This is a genomic window from Methanocalculus alkaliphilus (genome assembly GCF_024170505.1).
In the GTDB taxonomy this organism is placed as follows: domain Archaea; phylum Halobacteriota; class Methanomicrobia; order Methanomicrobiales; family Methanocorpusculaceae; genus Methanocalculus; species Methanocalculus alkaliphilus.
The window spans coordinates 62759-80544 of sequence record NZ_JALJYG010000001.1 but is presented as its reverse complement, the minus strand read 5'-3'; the positions used below and the strand labels follow the sequence as shown (position 1 = coordinate 80544).

At 54.4% G+C, this 17786-nt stretch carries 17 protein-coding genes and 2 tRNA genes; 10 read left to right on the top strand and 9 right to left on the bottom strand.

The features are described 5' to 3' along the window. Positions 1-3 precede the first annotated feature (3 nt). Complete coding sequence (locus J2T58_RS00460; RefSeq protein ID WP_253486585.1) at positions 4-1074, bottom strand: permease; 1071 nt, start codon at positions 1072-1074, stop codon at positions 4-6. 160 nt (positions 1075-1234) lie between these two features. On the opposite strand from J2T58_RS00460, the gene J2T58_RS00455 reads away from it, so the two are divergent. Further along, positions 1235-1645, top strand: coding sequence for an ArsR/SmtB family transcription factor (locus J2T58_RS00455; RefSeq protein WP_436262623.1), 411 nt, complete (start codon positions 1235-1237; stop codon positions 1643-1645). Positions 1646-1830: 185 nt separating this feature from the next. Here J2T58_RS00455 and J2T58_RS00450 read toward each other — a convergent pair whose 3' ends face one another. Continuing rightward, positions 1831-3543, bottom strand: a complete 1713-nt coding sequence (locus J2T58_RS00450; protein ID WP_253486584.1) for an RNA-binding domain-containing protein — start codon at positions 3541-3543, stop codon at positions 1831-1833. 451 nt (positions 3544-3994) lie between these two features. On the opposite strand from J2T58_RS00450, the gene J2T58_RS00445 reads away from it, so the two are divergent. After that, entirely contained in the window at positions 3995-4936 is a 942-nt protein-coding gene (locus J2T58_RS00445; protein WP_253486583.1) for a hypothetical protein, read from the top strand. Positions 4937-4950: 14 nt separating this feature from the next. After that, complete coding sequence (locus J2T58_RS00440; protein ID WP_253486582.1) at positions 4951-5682, top strand: hypothetical protein; 732 nt, start codon at positions 4951-4953, stop codon at positions 5680-5682. 328 nt (positions 5683-6010) lie between these two features. Here the strand turns inward: J2T58_RS00440 and J2T58_RS00435 are convergent. The 3 genes from J2T58_RS00435 to J2T58_RS00425 all read right to left on the bottom strand — a co-directional run bounded on the left by J2T58_RS00435 (position 6011) and on the right by J2T58_RS00425 (position 7702). Next, positions 6011-6094, bottom strand: a tRNA-Ser gene (locus J2T58_RS00435). 31 nt (positions 6095-6125) lie between these two features. Continuing rightward, positions 6126-7019, bottom strand: coding sequence for an RNA-guided pseudouridylation complex pseudouridine synthase subunit Cbf5 (locus J2T58_RS00430; protein WP_253486581.1), 894 nt, complete (start codon positions 7017-7019; stop codon positions 6126-6128). Next, the gene (locus J2T58_RS00425; RefSeq protein WP_253486579.1) at positions 7016-7702 is read right to left on the bottom strand and encodes a uroporphyrinogen-III synthase; all 687 of its coding nucleotides are present in this window, start codon (positions 7700-7702) and stop codon (positions 7016-7018) included. Before J2T58_RS00425 ends, J2T58_RS00430 begins: the two co-directional genes overlap by 4 nt. Before the next feature lie 62 nt (positions 7703-7764). Between J2T58_RS00425 and J2T58_RS00420 the strand changes: the two genes are divergently transcribed. Continuing rightward, positions 7765-8982 carry a tripartite tricarboxylate transporter permease gene (locus tag J2T58_RS00420; protein ID WP_253486578.1) on the top strand — a complete coding sequence of 406 codons (1218 nt, stop codon included), beginning with the start codon at positions 7765-7767 and terminating at the stop codon, positions 8980-8982. Here J2T58_RS00420 and J2T58_RS00415 read toward each other — a convergent pair. Continuing rightward, entirely contained in the window at positions 8979-9902 is a 924-nt protein-coding gene (locus J2T58_RS00415; protein WP_253486577.1) for a calcium/sodium antiporter, read from the bottom strand. The two genes, J2T58_RS00420 and J2T58_RS00415, sit on opposite strands and share 4 nt — an antisense overlap. Before the next feature lie 56 nt (positions 9903-9958). Here J2T58_RS00415 and J2T58_RS00410 point away from each other — a divergent pair, with 56 nt between their 5' ends. Next, positions 9959-10819 (top strand): NOP5/NOP56 family protein, encoded by an 861-nt coding sequence (locus J2T58_RS00410; protein WP_253486576.1) that lies wholly within the window; start codon positions 9959-9961, stop codon positions 10817-10819. Then, entirely contained in the window at positions 10816-11433 is a 618-nt protein-coding gene (locus tag J2T58_RS00405; RefSeq protein ID WP_253486575.1) for a fibrillarin-like rRNA/tRNA 2'-O-methyltransferase, read from the top strand. The genes J2T58_RS00410 and J2T58_RS00405 overlap by 4 nt, the downstream gene beginning before the upstream one ends. Positions 11434-11443: 10 nt before the next feature. On the opposite strand, the gene J2T58_RS00400 is transcribed toward J2T58_RS00405, so the two are convergent. Beyond that, a complete protein-coding gene (locus J2T58_RS00400) occupies positions 11444-11614 on the bottom strand; it encodes a hypothetical protein (RefSeq protein ID WP_253486574.1) in 171 nt (56 codons plus the stop codon). 38 nt (positions 11615-11652) lie between these two features. Between J2T58_RS00400 and J2T58_RS00395 the strand changes: the two genes are divergently transcribed. From J2T58_RS00395 to hepT, 3 genes are all read left to right on the top strand, one after another. Next, positions 11653-12408 carry a DUF1614 domain-containing protein gene (locus J2T58_RS00395; protein WP_253486573.1) on the top strand — a complete coding sequence of 252 codons (756 nt, stop codon included), beginning with the start codon at positions 11653-11655 and terminating at the stop codon, positions 12406-12408. A 391-nt stretch (positions 12409-12799) separates the two neighbouring features. Beyond that, the gene (locus J2T58_RS00390) at positions 12800-13135 is read left to right on the top strand and encodes a nucleotidyltransferase domain-containing protein (RefSeq protein ID WP_253486912.1); all 336 of its coding nucleotides are present in this window, start codon (positions 12800-12802) and stop codon (positions 13133-13135) included. 3 nt (positions 13136-13138) lie between these two features. Beyond that, positions 13139-13552 (top strand): type VII toxin-antitoxin system HepT family RNase toxin, encoded by a 414-nt coding sequence (gene hepT / locus J2T58_RS00385; RefSeq protein ID WP_253486570.1) that lies wholly within the window; start codon positions 13139-13141, stop codon positions 13550-13552. Between the two features lie 224 nt (positions 13553-13776). On the opposite strand, the gene J2T58_RS00380 is transcribed toward hepT, so the two are convergent. Next, a tRNA-Gln gene (locus J2T58_RS00380) sits at positions 13777-13849 on the bottom strand. Positions 13850-14080: 231 nt separating this feature from the next. Continuing rightward, positions 14081-14806, bottom strand: a complete 726-nt coding sequence (locus tag J2T58_RS00375; protein WP_253486568.1) for a thymidylate synthase — start codon at positions 14804-14806, stop codon at positions 14081-14083. Between the two features lie 566 nt (positions 14807-15372). Between J2T58_RS00375 and J2T58_RS00370 the strand changes: the two genes are divergently transcribed. Beyond that, positions 15373-17769: an MEMAR_RS02690 family S-layer glycoprotein gene (locus J2T58_RS00370; protein WP_253486566.1), complete on the top strand. Its 2397-nt coding sequence runs from the start codon at positions 15373-15375 to the stop codon at positions 17767-17769. Positions 17770-17786 lie beyond the last annotated feature (17 nt).

Here is a 17786-nt window from a genome sequence, read left to right as displayed (position 1 = left end):
GCTTCACCCCACCAGCAGCCCGTAGCCAAATCCGGCGAGGGCAGAGAAGATGATCACGATACCCGCATAGACGACGGTCTTCTTCATCCCCATAATCCGTGAGATGACGAGGAGCGACGGGAGACTCACGGTCGGTCCGGAGAGGAGGAGAGCCAGTGCCGGCCCTTGTGCCATCATCCCTGATGTGTAGCCGAATGTCGTTCCGATCACCGGGACCTCAAGGAGCGTCGGCATATACAGGATGGTACCGACGAATGAGGCGAGGAGGTTTGCCTGGAGGGTGCTCTCTCCGAAGTACGGGGCAAAAGTCTCCGGTGGGAGGAAGAAGGCGAGCATCCCGAGGGCGAATGTTCCAATGAGAAGTATCGGAACGATCTTCTTTGTAAGATCCCAGGTCTCCCATCCCCACTCGGTCACCTCGTCCCGTTCGAAGTGGTAGATCAGGAGATATGCCACCCCGAGGGTGAGGGCATAGAGGATCGGAAACTTGATCATCCAGTCGATTGCCGCAGTTCCGACGATCAGGATGCCGATGAGAAGGATGAAGAAGAGCGGGACGATCCAGCGGGGCCGTTCATCATCGCTCGCAGGGGCTGGTGGCATCGCTGCCATCTTCCTCTTCGTCGCCTCATCATCTGATCGGAAGAGTACTGCCATGATCAGCCCGATTGCGATTGCCAGGATGATGGCAAAGACAGCACGTGCAAGGCCAATATCAAAGCCGAGTACCTTGGCGGTATAGACGACCGCCAGGATGTTGATCGCCGGGCCTGCATAGACGAAGGTGATGGCAGGCCCAATCCCGCTCCCCCGCTTGAAGAGGCCTGCAAAGATCGGGAGGATAGTACAGGAGCAGACGGCAAGGACGGTGCCTGAGACGGACGCGATTCCGTACGCGACCGGTTTCTTTGCATAAGGGCTGAAGTACCTCATGATCGCCTCTTTTTTGATGAAGGCGGCGATACCTCCGGCGATGAAGAACGCCGGGATGAGGCAGGTGAGGACATGCTCGGCGAGGTATTCTGCAAGCGTCGTCCATCCCAGGATGAGGGATCCGGTGAGGGGGTCTGTCACTTTCTCCTCCTTTTCTCTGCACTGGTGTCCATATCCACGCTCCTGATTTCAAATTTTGTTGAAATACTGTCTGTGGCTGATGGGTATATACTTATCTATTACGGAATATTTTGAAATAGTTTTTTCTTGCCGCGGGCCGATTCTATTCTGGTAATCCTGTATGATACGAAAAGGCGGGAGGAGAGTGGGGCAGGCACCTGACAGGGCAGATGAAGATGGCCGGATGGAGCTGCCGGCAGAGATCGAATCCTCACTCTGCGAATGCGGGGGGATAGCCGGGCTGATCGGCCGCCTTCCTCCGGAAGAGGTGGTGGAAGGGACCGTCTCAATCTTCCGGGGGCTTGCCGATCCCCTCCGCCTGAAGATCCTCATTCTCCTTGCGGTCCAGCCCCTCTGTGTCTGTGTCATCCGGGCTGTTCTTGGGGTCGCAGATTCCCGCCTCTCATACCATCTCTCGATCCTCAAGAATGCGGGGCTGATCGCCGGTGAACAGAGCGGGAACTGGATCATCTACCGGCTCACAGAGGATGGGGAGCGGGTCAGGGGGCTGTTGGCAGGGGAGAAGGAGTGATGGTGGAACTGTTGGATAGAGGGTGCGAGGGGAAGGATACGATAGAATCGAAATGAGATCCCAAAATGATGGTTTCACATTTCTCCACATTTCTCTTGGAAATTGTGACAGGAATGTGATGATCACATTTCTGATCACGATCTGAATAGGCTCACGGCTCTTATCATGAATAGCTAAGGCTCTATTCAGCCACGATAGACATACCTGCTTCCCCGACCTTTTCCCTCAAGATCGATGTGTGTCTCCTCCTCTTGGAGCTGCTGCATTAACCGCACCACTTGGTATCGATCAAGGTGGGTGATTTGCCGAATTTCTCTATTTGATATTCCTCCCTCCCCGCGCATCGATCGCTGCCGCAGCACACTCAGTATTCGTGTCTTAGCCGCTTCCCAATCAATCCGCCGGTTGCGTTCAGGGTGTCCCGGCGCCATCAAACGTAGGTGAAGGTCAGGACGGAGAGTCCAGTAGGTACTCCTTCCTGTCCCACCCCTTTCCAGATAACCACGGGTGGTTTCCATCTCCTGCAAGGTGTTTCGCGCCTCCCTTTCGGTTCGCTGGATCAGCGCAGCGGCTGTATGTGTATCAATTTCAGTATTGCGGATCAGATAGGTAAGCATTAACAGATGATCGACCGTAAGTCCCTCTCCCCTCTGGCTCTCTTCCTCGACAAAAAACCGAATTGGAAGGGAATAATCCCCTCCTTTCAGCACGACCGTTACGGCATCCCCCTGCTCACTGATGATCGGTGGCTCTTTTCCCTCGATCAGCATGTAACGGTACATCCGCTGTACGCCAAGATTGAGCCTGTTCACCAACCGAAGCTTGGTAAGTGCCCCGACAAGGAGGGGATTTCGGGCTATCGGGGGATGGTGGAGAATGTTAGTTGGTGAGACTCCACCGATGAACCCTCCTGGGTTTCCAATTTCCATGTGGTCGGGATACTGCCGCACGATGACAAGGCCACCAATCCTGTAGTCGGCATGGCAGAAGGCGTTCATTATCGCCTCCCGAAGAACGATCTCGGGGTACCGTCGGAACTCGAAGTGGAACATACCATGTTTCAGGGTTGTGATGGGGTTATCGGCCATGATACGGTCGAGTATGCGGCTGATGGAGATCATCAGTGCATCACGACCATCTATACGGTTGGAATAGTCGGTGTCGTTGCTCATTTGTACATGTGTCCAGGCGTAACCTGGCAGGTGGGCGGCTATCGAGTTTTCTCTTCCGGCGAGGATGAGTCCGGCCCTGGTGATTCGCCCGGAATGGATTAGACCAAGGGAAGTGAGGAGGTCAACGTCAGAGAGGGCTAGGAGTTCGTCCGGGGCGTGTTCTTTTTGAGATGTGACCCTGAGAACCTCCATTGCTGCTGGGGATATATGGGATTCCGGATTACCTGGGATGGTACCGGCGGAAAAGTCGGTCTCGCCGGTCTCCACACCGATCCTCCGTCGCATAGTACCGGTCAGGGGTTGACAGTCTTTTCCAATTCGAATCTTTCCCCGTCCGCTGGTGTCAGTGTAGGGGGGAAAGCCTGGGTGTATCTGCATCAGGATCAGACGACCAGTTCCTTCGGGTACCCTGATCTCTTCGAAAACAGGTGTTATTTTCGGATCGGTTGAATCGTAGATAGCTTTTCTCAGGAGGTTTGTGTCTATTTCAGGTGGAACTCCAAAGATGGCCTGGTTTCTGCCAACGACCTTGTCGCTGATGCCGAATACTATGGTGCCACCGCCGCCATTGGCCATGCAGATGGCGTATTCTATGATCTGATCGATGGCATCGTTCCGGCTGCGATTGTTCCATTCCTTGAAGTCGAGGTCCTGATCTTCAAGATCATCAGCTGGAAGGGTGTCGAGTTCATCGAGGAGGAGAAGAACCTCGTCTGCTGTGCGCATAAAGGGAATGTGCTTCGGGGGCATATAGGGTTGATCGCTGGTGAACAGAGCGGGAACTGGATCATCTACCGGCTCACAGAGGATGGGGAGCGGGTCAGGGGGCTGTTGGCAGGGAAGAAGGAGTGATGGTGGCTCTGAGGGGTTGTGCCATTCCGGATATTGTGAATCCCCAGGTGTTTTGTCCGGTCTCTGGTGAAATCATCTGGCGGCAGGGGATGTGTGTCTATTGGATGGAGTAATGTACGTCAACTTATGTTGACGTAAATGATGATCGGGTTCTCTAAAGCAACCAGGCATGACATACATTCCATAAAGACACGTATGTCAATCTACCTTTACGTAGCCCAGATCCTCCTTTCCTAAGGTATCATACGTTGACGTGGGGCAGGGTTCTTACTTTCACCCCGCATAAGAAACCCCTTTATATTTGTTTCATGTATAGTATGATACGATGCTTCAGTCCGAAGTCGTCTCTCACCTGATCCAGCAGATCTATCATTCTCGCCCCAATTTCAAATTATCCAAAAGAGCAGTACATAAAATCCTCTTCAAGGTGAGGGCGACCCTTCCCGACGATGACCCGGTCAGAAAGAATATTCCGTTTTACTGGTACAACTACGGCCCGTTTTCAGAGGTCGTTGAGGTATCCATCGATACCCTGAAAGCAAATGGCATCCTTCGAGAGGAAGAGACGCACAGAGGAAAATCCCTTCTTATGCTCAACAATACTCTCAGCGACCCCCTCAATGTGCTTGAAAGGGCTTCTGCTATCGTTGAAGGCATTGTCAGAGAGTTTGATCCTTATCACATCGAACCCTTTGTCAACAAGATTTACCGGGATGATGCACCGTACGAGTTCATGCCCCTCTATAAAGTGGATTATCTGACTCTCCTGGAGGAATATATCGTTTCCCGCCCTGCCGGCCAAATCACCCTCAACCGCTACATTGAGGACGTAACAATCCCTGAGATCGACCACTTGGAAAAGATCATCTATGACTGCGAGGCCGAACTTATTGAGGAACCGCTCTTCGACGAGTTCAACGACGGGTTCACTTCCTATGTCTCAGGAGCCGGAAAGGCCTTTGACATCATCAGAAAAGATGAGGATAACGCGCACCTGGTTGCCGCGGTGACCTGTAAGACCGCCGTTGAGATCTGGTACACCTTTGCCAAAGGGGTACGCATTCTGGAAAAAGGTCATGACGAGTACTACGATAATAAAATCGATCAATGGAAACGGGAATATTGGTCAGCCCTCTCGACGATGATCCCCGGAGTACACAGATTTAACCGAACCATTCGGGAATCGGTCTGCCTCACCAGCAACCGGCATGTCACTGACCGCTCAAAGAGGATCCTCTCCTCCTTGATCGAGGGGTACCTCTCCTGAAGTGAGTAATCACGATGGCCTCACTTCATCATTTTCTCGATACAAACATCCTTGTGGGATCCCGGATCGAGTGGGATGGGCAGCACCACCACACCCACCGATATCTGCAGCAGGATGGCTTCCTCCGACATACGAGCGAGCGGGTGTATAAGGAATGCACCGGGGTATTTGGTCTCTTCAGGAGAACGATAACAAAATACCTGAACTATCTTATAAAATCCCTCCCTGCCTCTCCTAACCCCTTCACCCTCGATATGACTATCAAGGGACTCACCAGGCGGTATACCCTCTCAATTCAAAACGAGAAGGAGAAGAATGTCCTCACCTCTTTTGTGCATCGCAACATGGACGATCTCCGCACCTGTGTCTTGGGGACAGAGAAGGATCGGGAAACCATCAGGCAGGCGTTCATCGACGCTATCAAGGGGGCGCTGGACTCGCTGGACAGGGATTGCCGTCCCGATGACTCTTCAGCCCCGGTCACCTGTTATACCTGCTGCCCCGATAATTATGACGTACATCTCCCGGATCAAAAAAGTGCCTTAATCCCCTTCATCGGCTATGAACCAGATATCCTTGTGATACTGGACGCATATTTCATACAGATCAATCGGATAGGGGAGGAGGTCAGTCTCGTCACCTCCGACAAGACTCATATCCTGAACAAGCGCAGGATAATCGAAGAGACACTCCCCGGCATCACCATTAGAGAGCCGGAATCATTTCTCATCGGGAAGGCGGGGTGATCACGCCTCCAACGCCCGCAGGATGTTATCCTTCCCTGCCTGATAGTGATCCCAGATCACCACTTACTTCCATCACAGTCGTAACGAATGCCGGATAAGGCAGACTTCAGGCGTAGATGCGCAGTTGTACATCAGACTATCATCGCGCCGCCAGTTGTCAAAGAGGTAGAAAAGCTTGTTGACCTTGGACGCTGGTAAACCCTTAGAAGGCTCGCTGTTCGGTGATGTGCGCCTCAGATGGTCTTCCCAGGGTGCTGCAGTCGTTGTGAAGAGAGGTCAGAAAGGTAGTTTTAACGATTCGGTAGAAGAGTAGAACTGGTCTTCAAAACGCTGAGGGGGAGATTTGAACTCCCGAGAGACAAATGCCTCACGAGGTTTCCAGCCTCGCGCCTTCCCGCTAGACTACCTCAGCACAAGATGCAGTATACTAATTGTCCGGGGTATTACTTAACTCTGCTCTTCTTCGTCCAGCCACGGGGGTACCTGCCGGGATCCATCAGGTTCGATTTCGGGCGTGCAACGATGCCATGTTTTCCGGGTTTGCACCGATCTGATCCGATACGTGCGGTTCCAAGGCCGACGAACTCCCCTGCTTCTGTCATGAAAGCGACCGTCCCGCCTTTGGCAAATGTGCCGCAGGAGAGGACGCCGACACCGGCGAGCTGTGCCCCCCTGCAGACTGCATCAACGGCGGTATCGCGCAGGACGATCCTCGGGATGTCGCCGACTGCCCGTTCCAGCGGGAGGATCATCTTCCGGAGTGGTTCGGGGTCGCCCTCATCTGCACGGACTTTTGCATCGGCAAGTTCGTGAAGGGTATGGGCGTCCGCTTCGGTGAACCCGCCGGATGATGTCCGCCGCAGCTCTACCATCTGCCCCCTGACCCCGAGTGCAAGACCGATATGGATACAGAGGCTCCTGATATAGGTACCAGCCTCACACCGTACCCTGAGAAGGACGAGCCTCTCCTCGACATCGAGGACCTCGATTGCATAGATCGTCCGGATACGGAGCGCCCGCTTCACCGCACTCCGCCGCGGGGGCCGCTGGTAGATCCTCCCCTGGAACTCTGCGACCGTCTCCTCGATCTTCTCCCGTGGCACATCTCCGTGGAGCTTGAGGACACAGATATACTCCTTCTCATGGGCAAGGAGGTGTTCTGCGATCTTCACGCCCCTGCCGAGCATCACGATCAGGACGCCGGAGACCATCGGGTCGAGTGTTCCGCCCTGCCCCGTCCGGACACCGAGGATATCCCGGACCCAGGCGGCCACCTCATGGCTCGTCGGGCCAGGTGGCTTGTCGATGACGACGATACCGGAGAGTTCCGTGGTCATTGCCGCCTCTCACTGAGGTAGGTGTTCAGGGCTCCAAGGGTGCCGGTCATCGATCCATCCCCGGTGACGGCCGGTTCCACCCCTCCCTTCCGCATTGCTTCAGCCGTGATATCGCCGATGGCTATCGGCAGGATATCCTCTCTCCGTTCCCAGTTCGCCATGATGAAGGAGTTGGCACTGGTGAAGAGGATCGCGTCCGCCCCTTCGAGGTCGAGCGGGGTGTTTGTCTGGATCAGCCCATAACACCGGTACTCATAGGCGATACCCCCCGCCTCCTCTATCGCCCGGATCAGCCCGGGATTGGGGACGTCCGCACGCGGGATGCCGATCGCCTTTCCATCAATCCAGTCGCCGAGATACGGGACAAAGTCACGTGAGTAGAAGGTGGGGAGTGTCTCGGCGGCGATACCTGCTTCTGCCAGAACCCGTGCCGTCTGGGGGCCGATGGCAACAACCCGTGCCCCGGTCCTGAGGAGAGGCGCAATCAGCTCTGCCGGAAGCGCGCTTGTAAAGAAGATACAGTCGAAGGCGCCACGGTTCGCCTCGAGTACAAAGGCCTGTACCTGGGTATCATAGACATCTGAACGGAGGGGAGAGACGATACGGCAGCTGTGGCCGTATTCTTCACAGGTTGCCTCGTCTCTGCCCGCCTTCTCCGGAAGCCGTGTCACCGCGATGATCATTATCTATCTGTAGGAGCGGATGGATGATATTCTTGTCCTCTCCGGGTTAATCTCTCTGGTATATGGAGGGTATCCTCATCGGGGCATGCATCGGGGTGCTGCTTGGAACGATCAGCGGTTGTACCCCTGGTATTCATGCAAATACCATGGCAGGTATCCTCCTTGGCGTCCACCCGGCTCTCCTGATCCTTTTTGGCCCGTCCGTCTTTGCCGCGGCGGTGACGGCGACACTTGTGACACACACATTTCTTGACGCCGTCCCGTCCACCTTCCTCGGGGTCCCGGATCCCGATACCGCCATCGCGGTCCTCCCTGCCCATGACCTCTGCCTGAAAGGGCTCGGTGAGGAAGCGGTCAGAATTGCAGCCCTCGGATCTGCCGCCGGGGCGGCGTTCGGTCTCGTCCTGTTTCCGCTATTTTTCTTCCTCCTCCCCCCGTTTCAGCCGTATCTCGACTGGTGGATCGGCATCCTCCTCCTCGCCGTCGCCGGACTGCTTGTGATCCGGTCTGAAGCTCCTGAATGGGCGGCGGCCATCCTTGCCGTCTCCGGGGTACTTGGATCCTTCACGATGGCGTACTCACACCTCTCCTGGCAGGTCCTCCCTGGTGGGAGCCCGCTTCTCCTCCCCCTCCTCACCGGCCTCTTCGGCCTGCCGATCCTGCTGAAAGGTGCCGAAGGGACAATCCCTGAGCAACGATTCACAGAGATCAGGATGAACCGCCGGGAGATTGCCGGATCTGCCTGTGCCGGAACGATTGCCGGTGCCATCGTCGGGTGGATGCCGGGCTTCTCGAATGCAACCGCCAACGCCGTCCTTGCATCCTTCATCTCTTACACGCGGCAGGGGCGGGGGTATATCCTTGCGACCTCCGCGGCGAATACCGCCAACGCCTTCCTTGGAATCGCAGCACTCTTTGCCCTCTCGCGTGCCAGGAACGGGGCGATGGCGGCGGTGGCGACGGAGGCGCTCCCCCCGGTGCTCACCCTCGTCTCTGCGGGAGCTATCGCTGCAGTCATCGCCTATCCGCTGACGATCCTTGCATCAAAAGGTTCCCGGTATCTTGTCAGGGTCAATGTCAGGCGGCTGAACCTCTCGGTCATCATCTTCCTCGTCCTCCTGACAGCAGTTGTCACCGGGCCGTTTGGCCTCCTCGTTCTCCTCCTTGCAACAGCCATCGGCTCGGTCCCGCCCCTCGTCTCGGTGCAGCGGGTCTTCTGCATGGGGGCGATCATGGTTCCGATCATGATCTGGTCGATCCTCGGGATGCCCCTCTTCTAAAAAAGACCGGTGAGATGGCTGATATAGACGACATATCCGATGAGAACGGCCACGGAGATGAGGCGGGTCAGCTTCTCTCCCGCCATGGTGATCGGAACTGCCGCAAGGGAGAAGAGTGCCATGATGAGGAGATCGCCCCTCTCATCAAGAGGGATGGGGGTGATGATCGCGATGATCCCCATCACAAAGAGGAGGTTGAAGATGTTGCTCCCGAGGAGGTTCCCGACAGATATTCCGCTCTGCCCTTTCGTGATGGCGACGATCGAGGTGGCAAGCTCGGGGAGCGACGTCCCGACGGCAACGATCGTCATCCCGATGATGAAGGCGGGTATCTGAAGAGCTATCGCAATCCCGACGGCTGCTGTGACGACGAGATGGGCCCCGATGATGACGGCGGCGATACCGCCTGCTGTCAGGATATAGTCGAGGTATCCGCGCCTGGTTTGGATCTCCTCTTCGCTCTCCCGCTCACTCCAGAGTGATCGGAGGATGAGAGTAAACCCGATGAGGAGGATGATTCCTGATCCGATTGAGAGGGTTCCTGTCCATGCGAGGATGCAGAAGAGGGCGGTGCCGCCAAGCATCAGGCCGGTCTGCTTCCCGATCCCGCTGTTTTTGGGATCACGGGGGTTAAGGATCGCCGGGTTGAGAATGCCGCAGATTGCGAGGACGAGGGCGATATTTGCGATATTGCTCCCGATGATATTGCCTGTTGCAATGCCGGGGCTTCCGGTGAGCGCGGCATTTGCGCTGACGACAAATTCCGGGAGCGATGTTCCGAATGCAACGACAGTAAACCCGATGAGTGCGGGTGATATGGAAAAACGGGAGGCAAGCCCTCTCCCTCCGCCGACGAAGAGATCCGCACCCTTGATGAGGAGGATCATGCCGATGATGAAGAGGGCCGCTTCGATAAACATCACAGGATGATCTGGTCGCCGGATATATAGGTTCTGAGGTGGTACCCTCATCTACGATGGAGTACTGGTTTGGAAGCATCGATGGGTCGGGGGTCTGCCGGCCTGCGGACGGCGGGGCGCCGGAGCTGCTGGCGAGGGTGCGATCACTCGCCACAGATATGCGGGAATTTCACCCTCTGACAGAAGAGGTGATTGAAGGCTGTGGCATCTTCTCTGACAGACGGGAGTATATCAGACGGCTCCGTGAAGTGACGATCCTCCATTCCCGCGAGGTGATCGCAGATGCTGCCCAGGAGAAGGATGCCGAACTTCTCCAGATGGTCCGGATGCTCGATCAGATGGATGAGGTGATCAACCTCCTCACCGAACGGCTCGTCGAATGGTACCAGGTGACCGATCCATCCTTCTCATCGAAGAGCAGGAAGGGGGCGGGCCGGCGTATCCTTCCGAGGATCACAAAGAGCAGATCGCCCCCCCTCCGTGGTGTTGCCCGTGAGATCGAGGAGCTTGGGGAGGCACGCAAACGGCTCGCCACCGAGGTTTCACGGCGTGCCGGAGGTGTGATCCCGAATATGAGCGAGCTTGTCGGCGGCCTTGTTGCGGCACGGATCATGGCCCGTGCCGGAGGGCTGACCTCCCTTGCCCGGATGCCCGGCAGTTCTGTCCAGGTCCTCGGTGCCGAGGCCGCCCTCTTCTCGCATATCCGGCAGGGGTCGCCATCGCCCAAGCATGGCCTCATCTTCCAGCACCGGCGGGTGCATAATGCCCCCCGTGAGGTCCGGGGGCAGGTTGCCCGGATTCTTGCCGGAAAGCTGGCGATTGCGGCCCGGATCGACTTCTATCGCGGATCGCTCGATCCCGACTTCGTAGCTGATGCCCAGGCACGGATCGATGCCGTTGCCGGGGGTGTCCAATGATCCGGATCGATGGCAACCTCGTCTCCCCCGGGCCGGGCGGGGTCTATAATGAGCGGATGGCGCAGGGGTACCGGGTCTGGGATCCCTATCGTTCGAAACTCTCTGCACTCTGCATGCTCGATCCGGAGATCGATCTCACCGCCGATATGCGGGTCCTCTATCTCGGGGCGGCAAACGGGACGACGGTGTCACATGTGGCCGATTATGTGGAGTGCGTGTATGCCATCGAGTTTGCACCCCGTCCGCTCCGGGATCTGCTGGCGGTTGCGGAGAAGCGGAAGAATATTGTCCCGATTGCAGGGGATGCGACCCGGCCTGACCGGTATGCACCCTTTGTTGAGATGGTGGATCTCCTGTACCAGGATGTGGCACAGCCCGACCAGGCCGGGATTCTCATGAAGCATATACCGTTTCTGAAGGCCGGGGGTACTGCGATCCTGATGCTGAAGACGCGGTCGGTTGATATCAGGCAGACGCCGGACGAGGTCTTTGCAGAGACGATCGAACGGCTCACTGACTCGGGATTACGGGTGGTGAAGAGCTGCTGGCTTGAGCCGTATCATCATGATCATGCGGCGATTATCTGCGTTGTTGATCCGACGGGGATATCGTAGGTCGCCGTATCTATTCTTTTCGGCTATGGAGGGCTCTTTTGAGCTGATGATGCTCAGTAAGCCCTTTTTTCAGGTTGCGTACTGCCTCCTCCCCGGTCAGGCCCTGATCAGCAACATGCGTAAGAAGATCAATAGCGATGTAGTATTTTCCTTCCCTGTGTACTTCGATGAGGGGTTCCATTTTGGATCAGATGTATCGATACCCTAATAATACAGCTGATGCAAGATGATGGTAATACGATACAGGATCGTCTCTCAATGCAGCGATACATCTTCAACCCGTTCTCAATCCTGATGGTGATCATCCTCATCGTTGCGGTGATCATCCTCCTGCCCCTCCTCTTCCTCGGGCTGATCGGGGGTGCCCTCACGAACCTCGGGTTCACCTGGCTCCAGGCGATCGCCCTGATCATCCTGATTCTCGCCGGGAGCCTGGTGAATATCCCGGTGACGACCCTCCGGGAGGAGGCACCCGCACCCCCGCAACCGCCGAGGGGCCAGTTCGCCCCTTCGCTCTATGAGGGGATGTACCGGGTTCAGCCGCCGGCGAAGGTGACACGGATTGCGGTGAATGTCGGGGGTGCGGTCATCCCGGTCCTGATATCTCTCTATCTCCTCTACCATACCGTGGCGGTTGAGGGCGATCTCCTCCGTCTCGCCCTCGCCGGGGTGGGGGTCCTCGCGGTCGCTATCCTGACGAACCGGGTTGCCCGCCCTATACCGGGGGTCGGGATCAGCACCCCCTTCTTCATCCCCCCGATTGCCGCCCTCGTCTGCGGAATTCTGCTTGGCGGCAGCGGGATGGGGTCGGTGGTGATAGCGTATGTGAGCGGGACCCTCGGGACCCTCATCGGCGCCGATCTCCTCAACCTGAACAAGATGGGGGGGCTCGGTGTCCCGGTCGTCTCAATCGGTGGTGCGGGGACGTTTGACGGGATCTTCCTCGCAGGGATCATCGCGGCGTTCCTGGCGTGAGGATCGTGAGGGGTATGCTGGTACTGGCTAGATGCAGAGGATGCGAGGCATGGTGCCTCCGAATGGCCGGAATCTTCACAGAACAATTGAAACTGATTGGGGGGAAGAGTTTCGTGAGTGATCGGAGGGATAATGTTGCGAAATAAAGGGGGTGGGGTGATCGTACCCCCGGTACTTGCTATTGCAGATATGTTGAATGGGCTATTCTATGGCTTATATTAATTAGTACCTTCTCTCTATAGTTAATCATCAGGTGGTGAATATGACATCAATCTCTTCACAGATTTTTCCGTTCCGGGATGATATGGATGATCAGGTGAGGGAACGAATTATTTGTGATATTGGTCGCTTTTTCGTTCAGAAATCAGATTTGACGGCTGATGTCATTTTGGTGTATGTATACGGGTCTTTTCTCACAACCGATCGCTTTAATGATATTGATATCGGGATACTTGTATCAGGGGAGAGGAAACCGTATGATCTCTTCAAATATAGTATGCTCATTGCTTCGCGTGTAGAACAGTCTTTTCAACCCCGATGTGAGGTTGATCTCCGTATTCTGAATGGCGCTCCGATCCGGTTCCTCTATGATGTGATACGTACGGGAAGGATCGTTTATGCACGTGATGAGAAGGAGCGTATTGCATTTGAGGCGGATGTTCTGACAACCTATCTTGATTTACTTCCAATGTTTGAGATGATGGATCAAGCTCTTATTGCACGGTGAAGAATGAGGTTGTACCGCCATATTCAGGAGTTTGAGAATGCTTTAGCCGACTGGGAGCGCTATCAATCGATATCTGAGGGTCGTCTTTTTTCGGACAGGGATATAAGAAATATGGTTTTCCATGCAATGATGATATCAATTCAATCTTCAATCGATATTGCATCTGATATAATCGCCGATGAAAAACTGGAGAAACCGGGTAGTTATCGTGAGGCATTTGAGATTCTCGGGACTAACGGGATTATCACAGAAGAAATGGTTCAGGGTCTTGCAGATCTGGCGGGATTCCGAAACATCCTCGTCCATAGATATGGGGATCTTGATATTGAGCAGGTGTATATGATTCTTCAAGAGGATTTGGTTGTGCTTAAAGCATACTTCGTTGCTATCCGGACGTATCTTCAAAAGAAGAAATAGCCCCCCTCATCCTGTCCGATCCTCGTACTTCTCTTCTCTCCGGCCCAATCCTGTCTTCTCAGTGGTATGGCACCTGTCTCGTATCTCACGTATCTCCTTTGCATAAACCTATATACAGTTTATTGGAGTATCCAAAACGGGATCCACGATGGGTGACCCTGCCCAGAAACAATGGAAAAACCGATACTCTGCCCTTCACAGAAGAGAAGTACCAAAAGAGAGAGTAGTCCGGAGCAGATTCGAACTGCTGTCGGGGGAACCAGAATCCCCCATGATTGACCCCTACACTACCGGACTATTGTGCCATACTATGTTATTCCTGATGCTTTATGAACCTGACGGATTATCGCCGGCAAACCCCTGTATCACCGGCCACCAAAGGGGGGTTCCCCTTTGATCCCGCCGATGCCCGGCAGCCCCCTCACGTGATCCTTCTATTCTTGATCCCTCTGATTGATGAACACCGGCAAGCCTTCCACCGCCGTTCCATCTCTCCACTATCTGTACTCCCCCGGTAAACCCGGCCTGCTACACCTGCCCGGCCCGGTCGCATCCCTGGCATGCCCGGCACACCTCCGCCTGCGGGCGGATCAGCTTCCCCTCCCCGCAGAAGGGGGGAATGTCTGCGATGTCGCGGCGGTAATAGATGTGCGGCACAAGCGAGATGTGGGTATAGGCACCGACCGGGAGGCCCGCCCTCCCTGCGATATGCTCCTGGAGGCGGGCGAGTGCATACATATTCGCCCCTGCCGCAGAGAGCATATCATTTGACCGGAAGACGACCTTCATATCCAGCACCCCGTCCCGCTGGACACACTGGATCAGCTGGAGGCAGGGGCAGTCGTCAAGTTGCTCATCGACCGGCGGGTTCCAGGTGACGGCGACTGCCCGGCGGGTGGCCGGCTCCTCGGTCAGCTTTCGGACGATATAGGCGATCTGATCGGCATGCACCGCCACCCCTTCAAAGACGTTTCCCTGCCCCCAGTCGAAGAGCCGAGAGTGGTAATCGTACTCAAAGACAGCATCGGATCCGGAGATGAGATCCTCTGCATAGCAGTCGAGGAACGCCTGCCGGAACCGGGACGCGGCACTCGCCATCGGTTGTGCGAGCGGATCCTCGACCCTGATCGTGACCTCATCAGTCTCAAGCGTCTCCTCCCCGTTCTCGGTCTGCCGCCCCCGCCCCTTCTCAAGGATGTGGGCGACGACGAGCTCATGGCCTCGGGCGAGTGTAGCGGCACGGATGATCTTCATGATTATAGTAATGGCTGATGATGGATAATAGTCGTTAGGAAATAAAGGTGAGAAGTCCCATATTGGGTTATAGATGTATGACAGGGGGCACGATGTGGCGAGGGCGTCTGCCTCCTTTTCCAAGGTCGAAATACCTTCTGATTCTCATCGATACTGCGCTGCACTGCGCTGCACTGCGCTTGGACAACGACCGGGGATTTTGTGACGGGGCTGTGGTAGACAGGCTGTGCCGGGTCAGTGTGATGGAGAATGCTGTTTCTACGCTTTGATGGCGCCTTTTCAGACTCCATTGGCACCGTCGTATTTTTTGTATCAGGTTTCGGGGTTCTTGTTCCCACCCTCCTCTTTGCCGATCCATAATCACAATTTCACCTCTTGTCAGCCCTCTGGCATATCCTGCCTCGGACTGCACACTCCCTCAACCACAAAGGATATATTAAGTCCTCCACTAATATGGAAGCATATTCCGTTGATCGGAGTATGATCCTTGCAGAACGGGAATTCGGCACATGTCGAATCCTCTGAAACGCATGTTGATTAAGGAAAGTATTGAGGTGTAATTACACATGAAAGGAATGACTAAGTTGATGGTTGTCGCCATCGCACTCTTTGTTGTCTCCGCACTGCTCGTTGCTCCGGCAGCGGCACGTGGTGTTGGCAGTCCATTGAATGTGACACAAGGTGACACCATTTATGTCGGAGAAAAGGGGCTCAATTTTACCGCTTATCCTCCGTGGGACGCACTTCCCGGTGACTTTACCTTCTTAGGTAAGTACGATGGGACCACCCTTGTTAACACAATTGATATTACTACCCCTGGTAGCTTTGATCTCCTGCCTGGACAGGTTGCAGGTGAAGAGGGTCAGTATTTTCTGCACAATGCATCTGGTAGGGTACAAATCGCTAATGTGGATCAGTATGTGATGATCAGGGCTCCAAGCGCTGTCCTCGATGTCAGGATTGGCGATGTTAATGCCGGAGATTCTATCGATGGCAGGAGTATTTCCCGTAACACTGATAATCTCTACTTCAGAGTAACGAATAACCTTGGAAATCTTTATGACCATAATCTAAGTTACAAGGTTGAAGTTACAACGCCCGCTGGTGGTACCATAAGAGAGATTAATGGTGTAAATACGGATGTTATCATTAACAAATCCCGTGCACACCAGGATTCGTATATCGACCTTGCAGGCTTACCTGCCGGAACATACACAGCAATTGCAAAACCACTCGAGCCCCAGATTGATGATTTCGCCAACACGAACACAGTCACATTCACCATTACAACCAAGGCTCTTACTCTTGGGGCAAATGTTGACACCATCGTGAGAAATAATAACTTCTTGTTAACTGTTACTGGTGAATCAACGACAGATTATTATCTCTATGTTCAGAGTGCAACACAGGACGGAAAAGTGCCATGGATTCGTCCAGGTCAGCCAGGTGTGACCATTGATGCCAATCAGGCTTTCATTGATCTTGATGGTGCAACAGGGTTTACACAAGCTTCCGTAATTAACGGTACATTTGCGACAGTCCGAACAAATGCCGCTGGTACCCGAAATGTCGAGTTTGCAACCAACGAGACAACCGAAGATAAGACCTATACCTTCCGTGTTGTAGATCCAAATGCGATAACAAGCACCTATGACACTGTAAGAGTGAAGATTGAGAAGGGTACAGTCTCGATAACCGCATCAGGTGACCGCACCTACTATATTGGTGAGGAGATTACCTTTTCGGGTGTTAATACTGATTCTCAGAAAGTTTTCCTCTTCATGACAGGCCCAAACCTTCCGAGAAATGGTGTCAACTTCACAGACTTTGAGAATGTTGTCACAGCTGGTACCTTTGTTGAGGTTGATGTAGAAGCTGATGATACGTGGGAACTGAAAGTTGATACGCAGACAGAAATGAATGTAGATGCTGGCACCTACACCATCTATGCTGTTACCACTGAATCTAACCGGGATCAGCTTTCTGGTGCAACATATGCTACGACCTCTATCGTCCTTCGGAAAGGCTTCGTATCATCCAGTGTCTCCTCGGCAACAGTTGCAAAAGGTGACTCTCTGTTTGTAAGAGGGAATGCTCAGGGTAACCCTGACAATGTTGCTATCTGGGTGATTGGTAGGAACTATTTCAACCGATTCCTTGAGACTGTAGAAGATGACTCATCATTCGAGTATGAACTCAAAGTTGGTGATGAGGATCTCGCTTCCGGTCAGTACTTTGTAATTGTCCAGCACCCAATGGGTGATGGAGACTTTGGTGTTGGCCGTGCTGGAGACGTTCCAATTGTTGCAGATAACCGTGTTGGTATCGCAGGTACCAGCGGAGAGGGTACAAATGGTTTCTTCTTCACAGGACCAAACCGTCTTCAGGGATCCGACGCCGCACAGGCACTCATTGATCTTCTGAACAACCAGAACATCGATGACACCTACAACAGGCTGACCTTCCTTGTTGAAGAGCCATGGATCAGGATTGACACCGTCAGCGACAAATATGTCGGAACAACCTTTACCGTCACCGGTACAACCAACCTCGGTGTTGGCAACGAGCTTATGATTGAGGTACTCTCATCCGCATTCAGGCCAACCGACAAGACCGCAGCCGGTGAATTCTCCGGTGATTCAGGCACTGTAAGGGTTGTTGAAGGTGACGCAGGCTACAACACCTGGTCATTCGAAGTCGATGCACGAGCGTTCCTGCCTGATGAATATATCGTCAGGGCTGAATCGATCGATGCTGACATAACCGCAACCACCACCTTCAACGTCCTTGAGGGTGCCCCGGTTACGACCCCACCGGTCACAACCCCACCTGTAACCACGCCACCAGTGACGACCCCACCGGTCACCCCACCACCTGAGCCCCCAGAGACTCCAGGATTTGGTGCACTGATTGCAATTGCAGGTCTTGGTGCGGTAGCGTTCCTCGTTCTTCGCAGGAACTAAACCCACTAACTAACTTT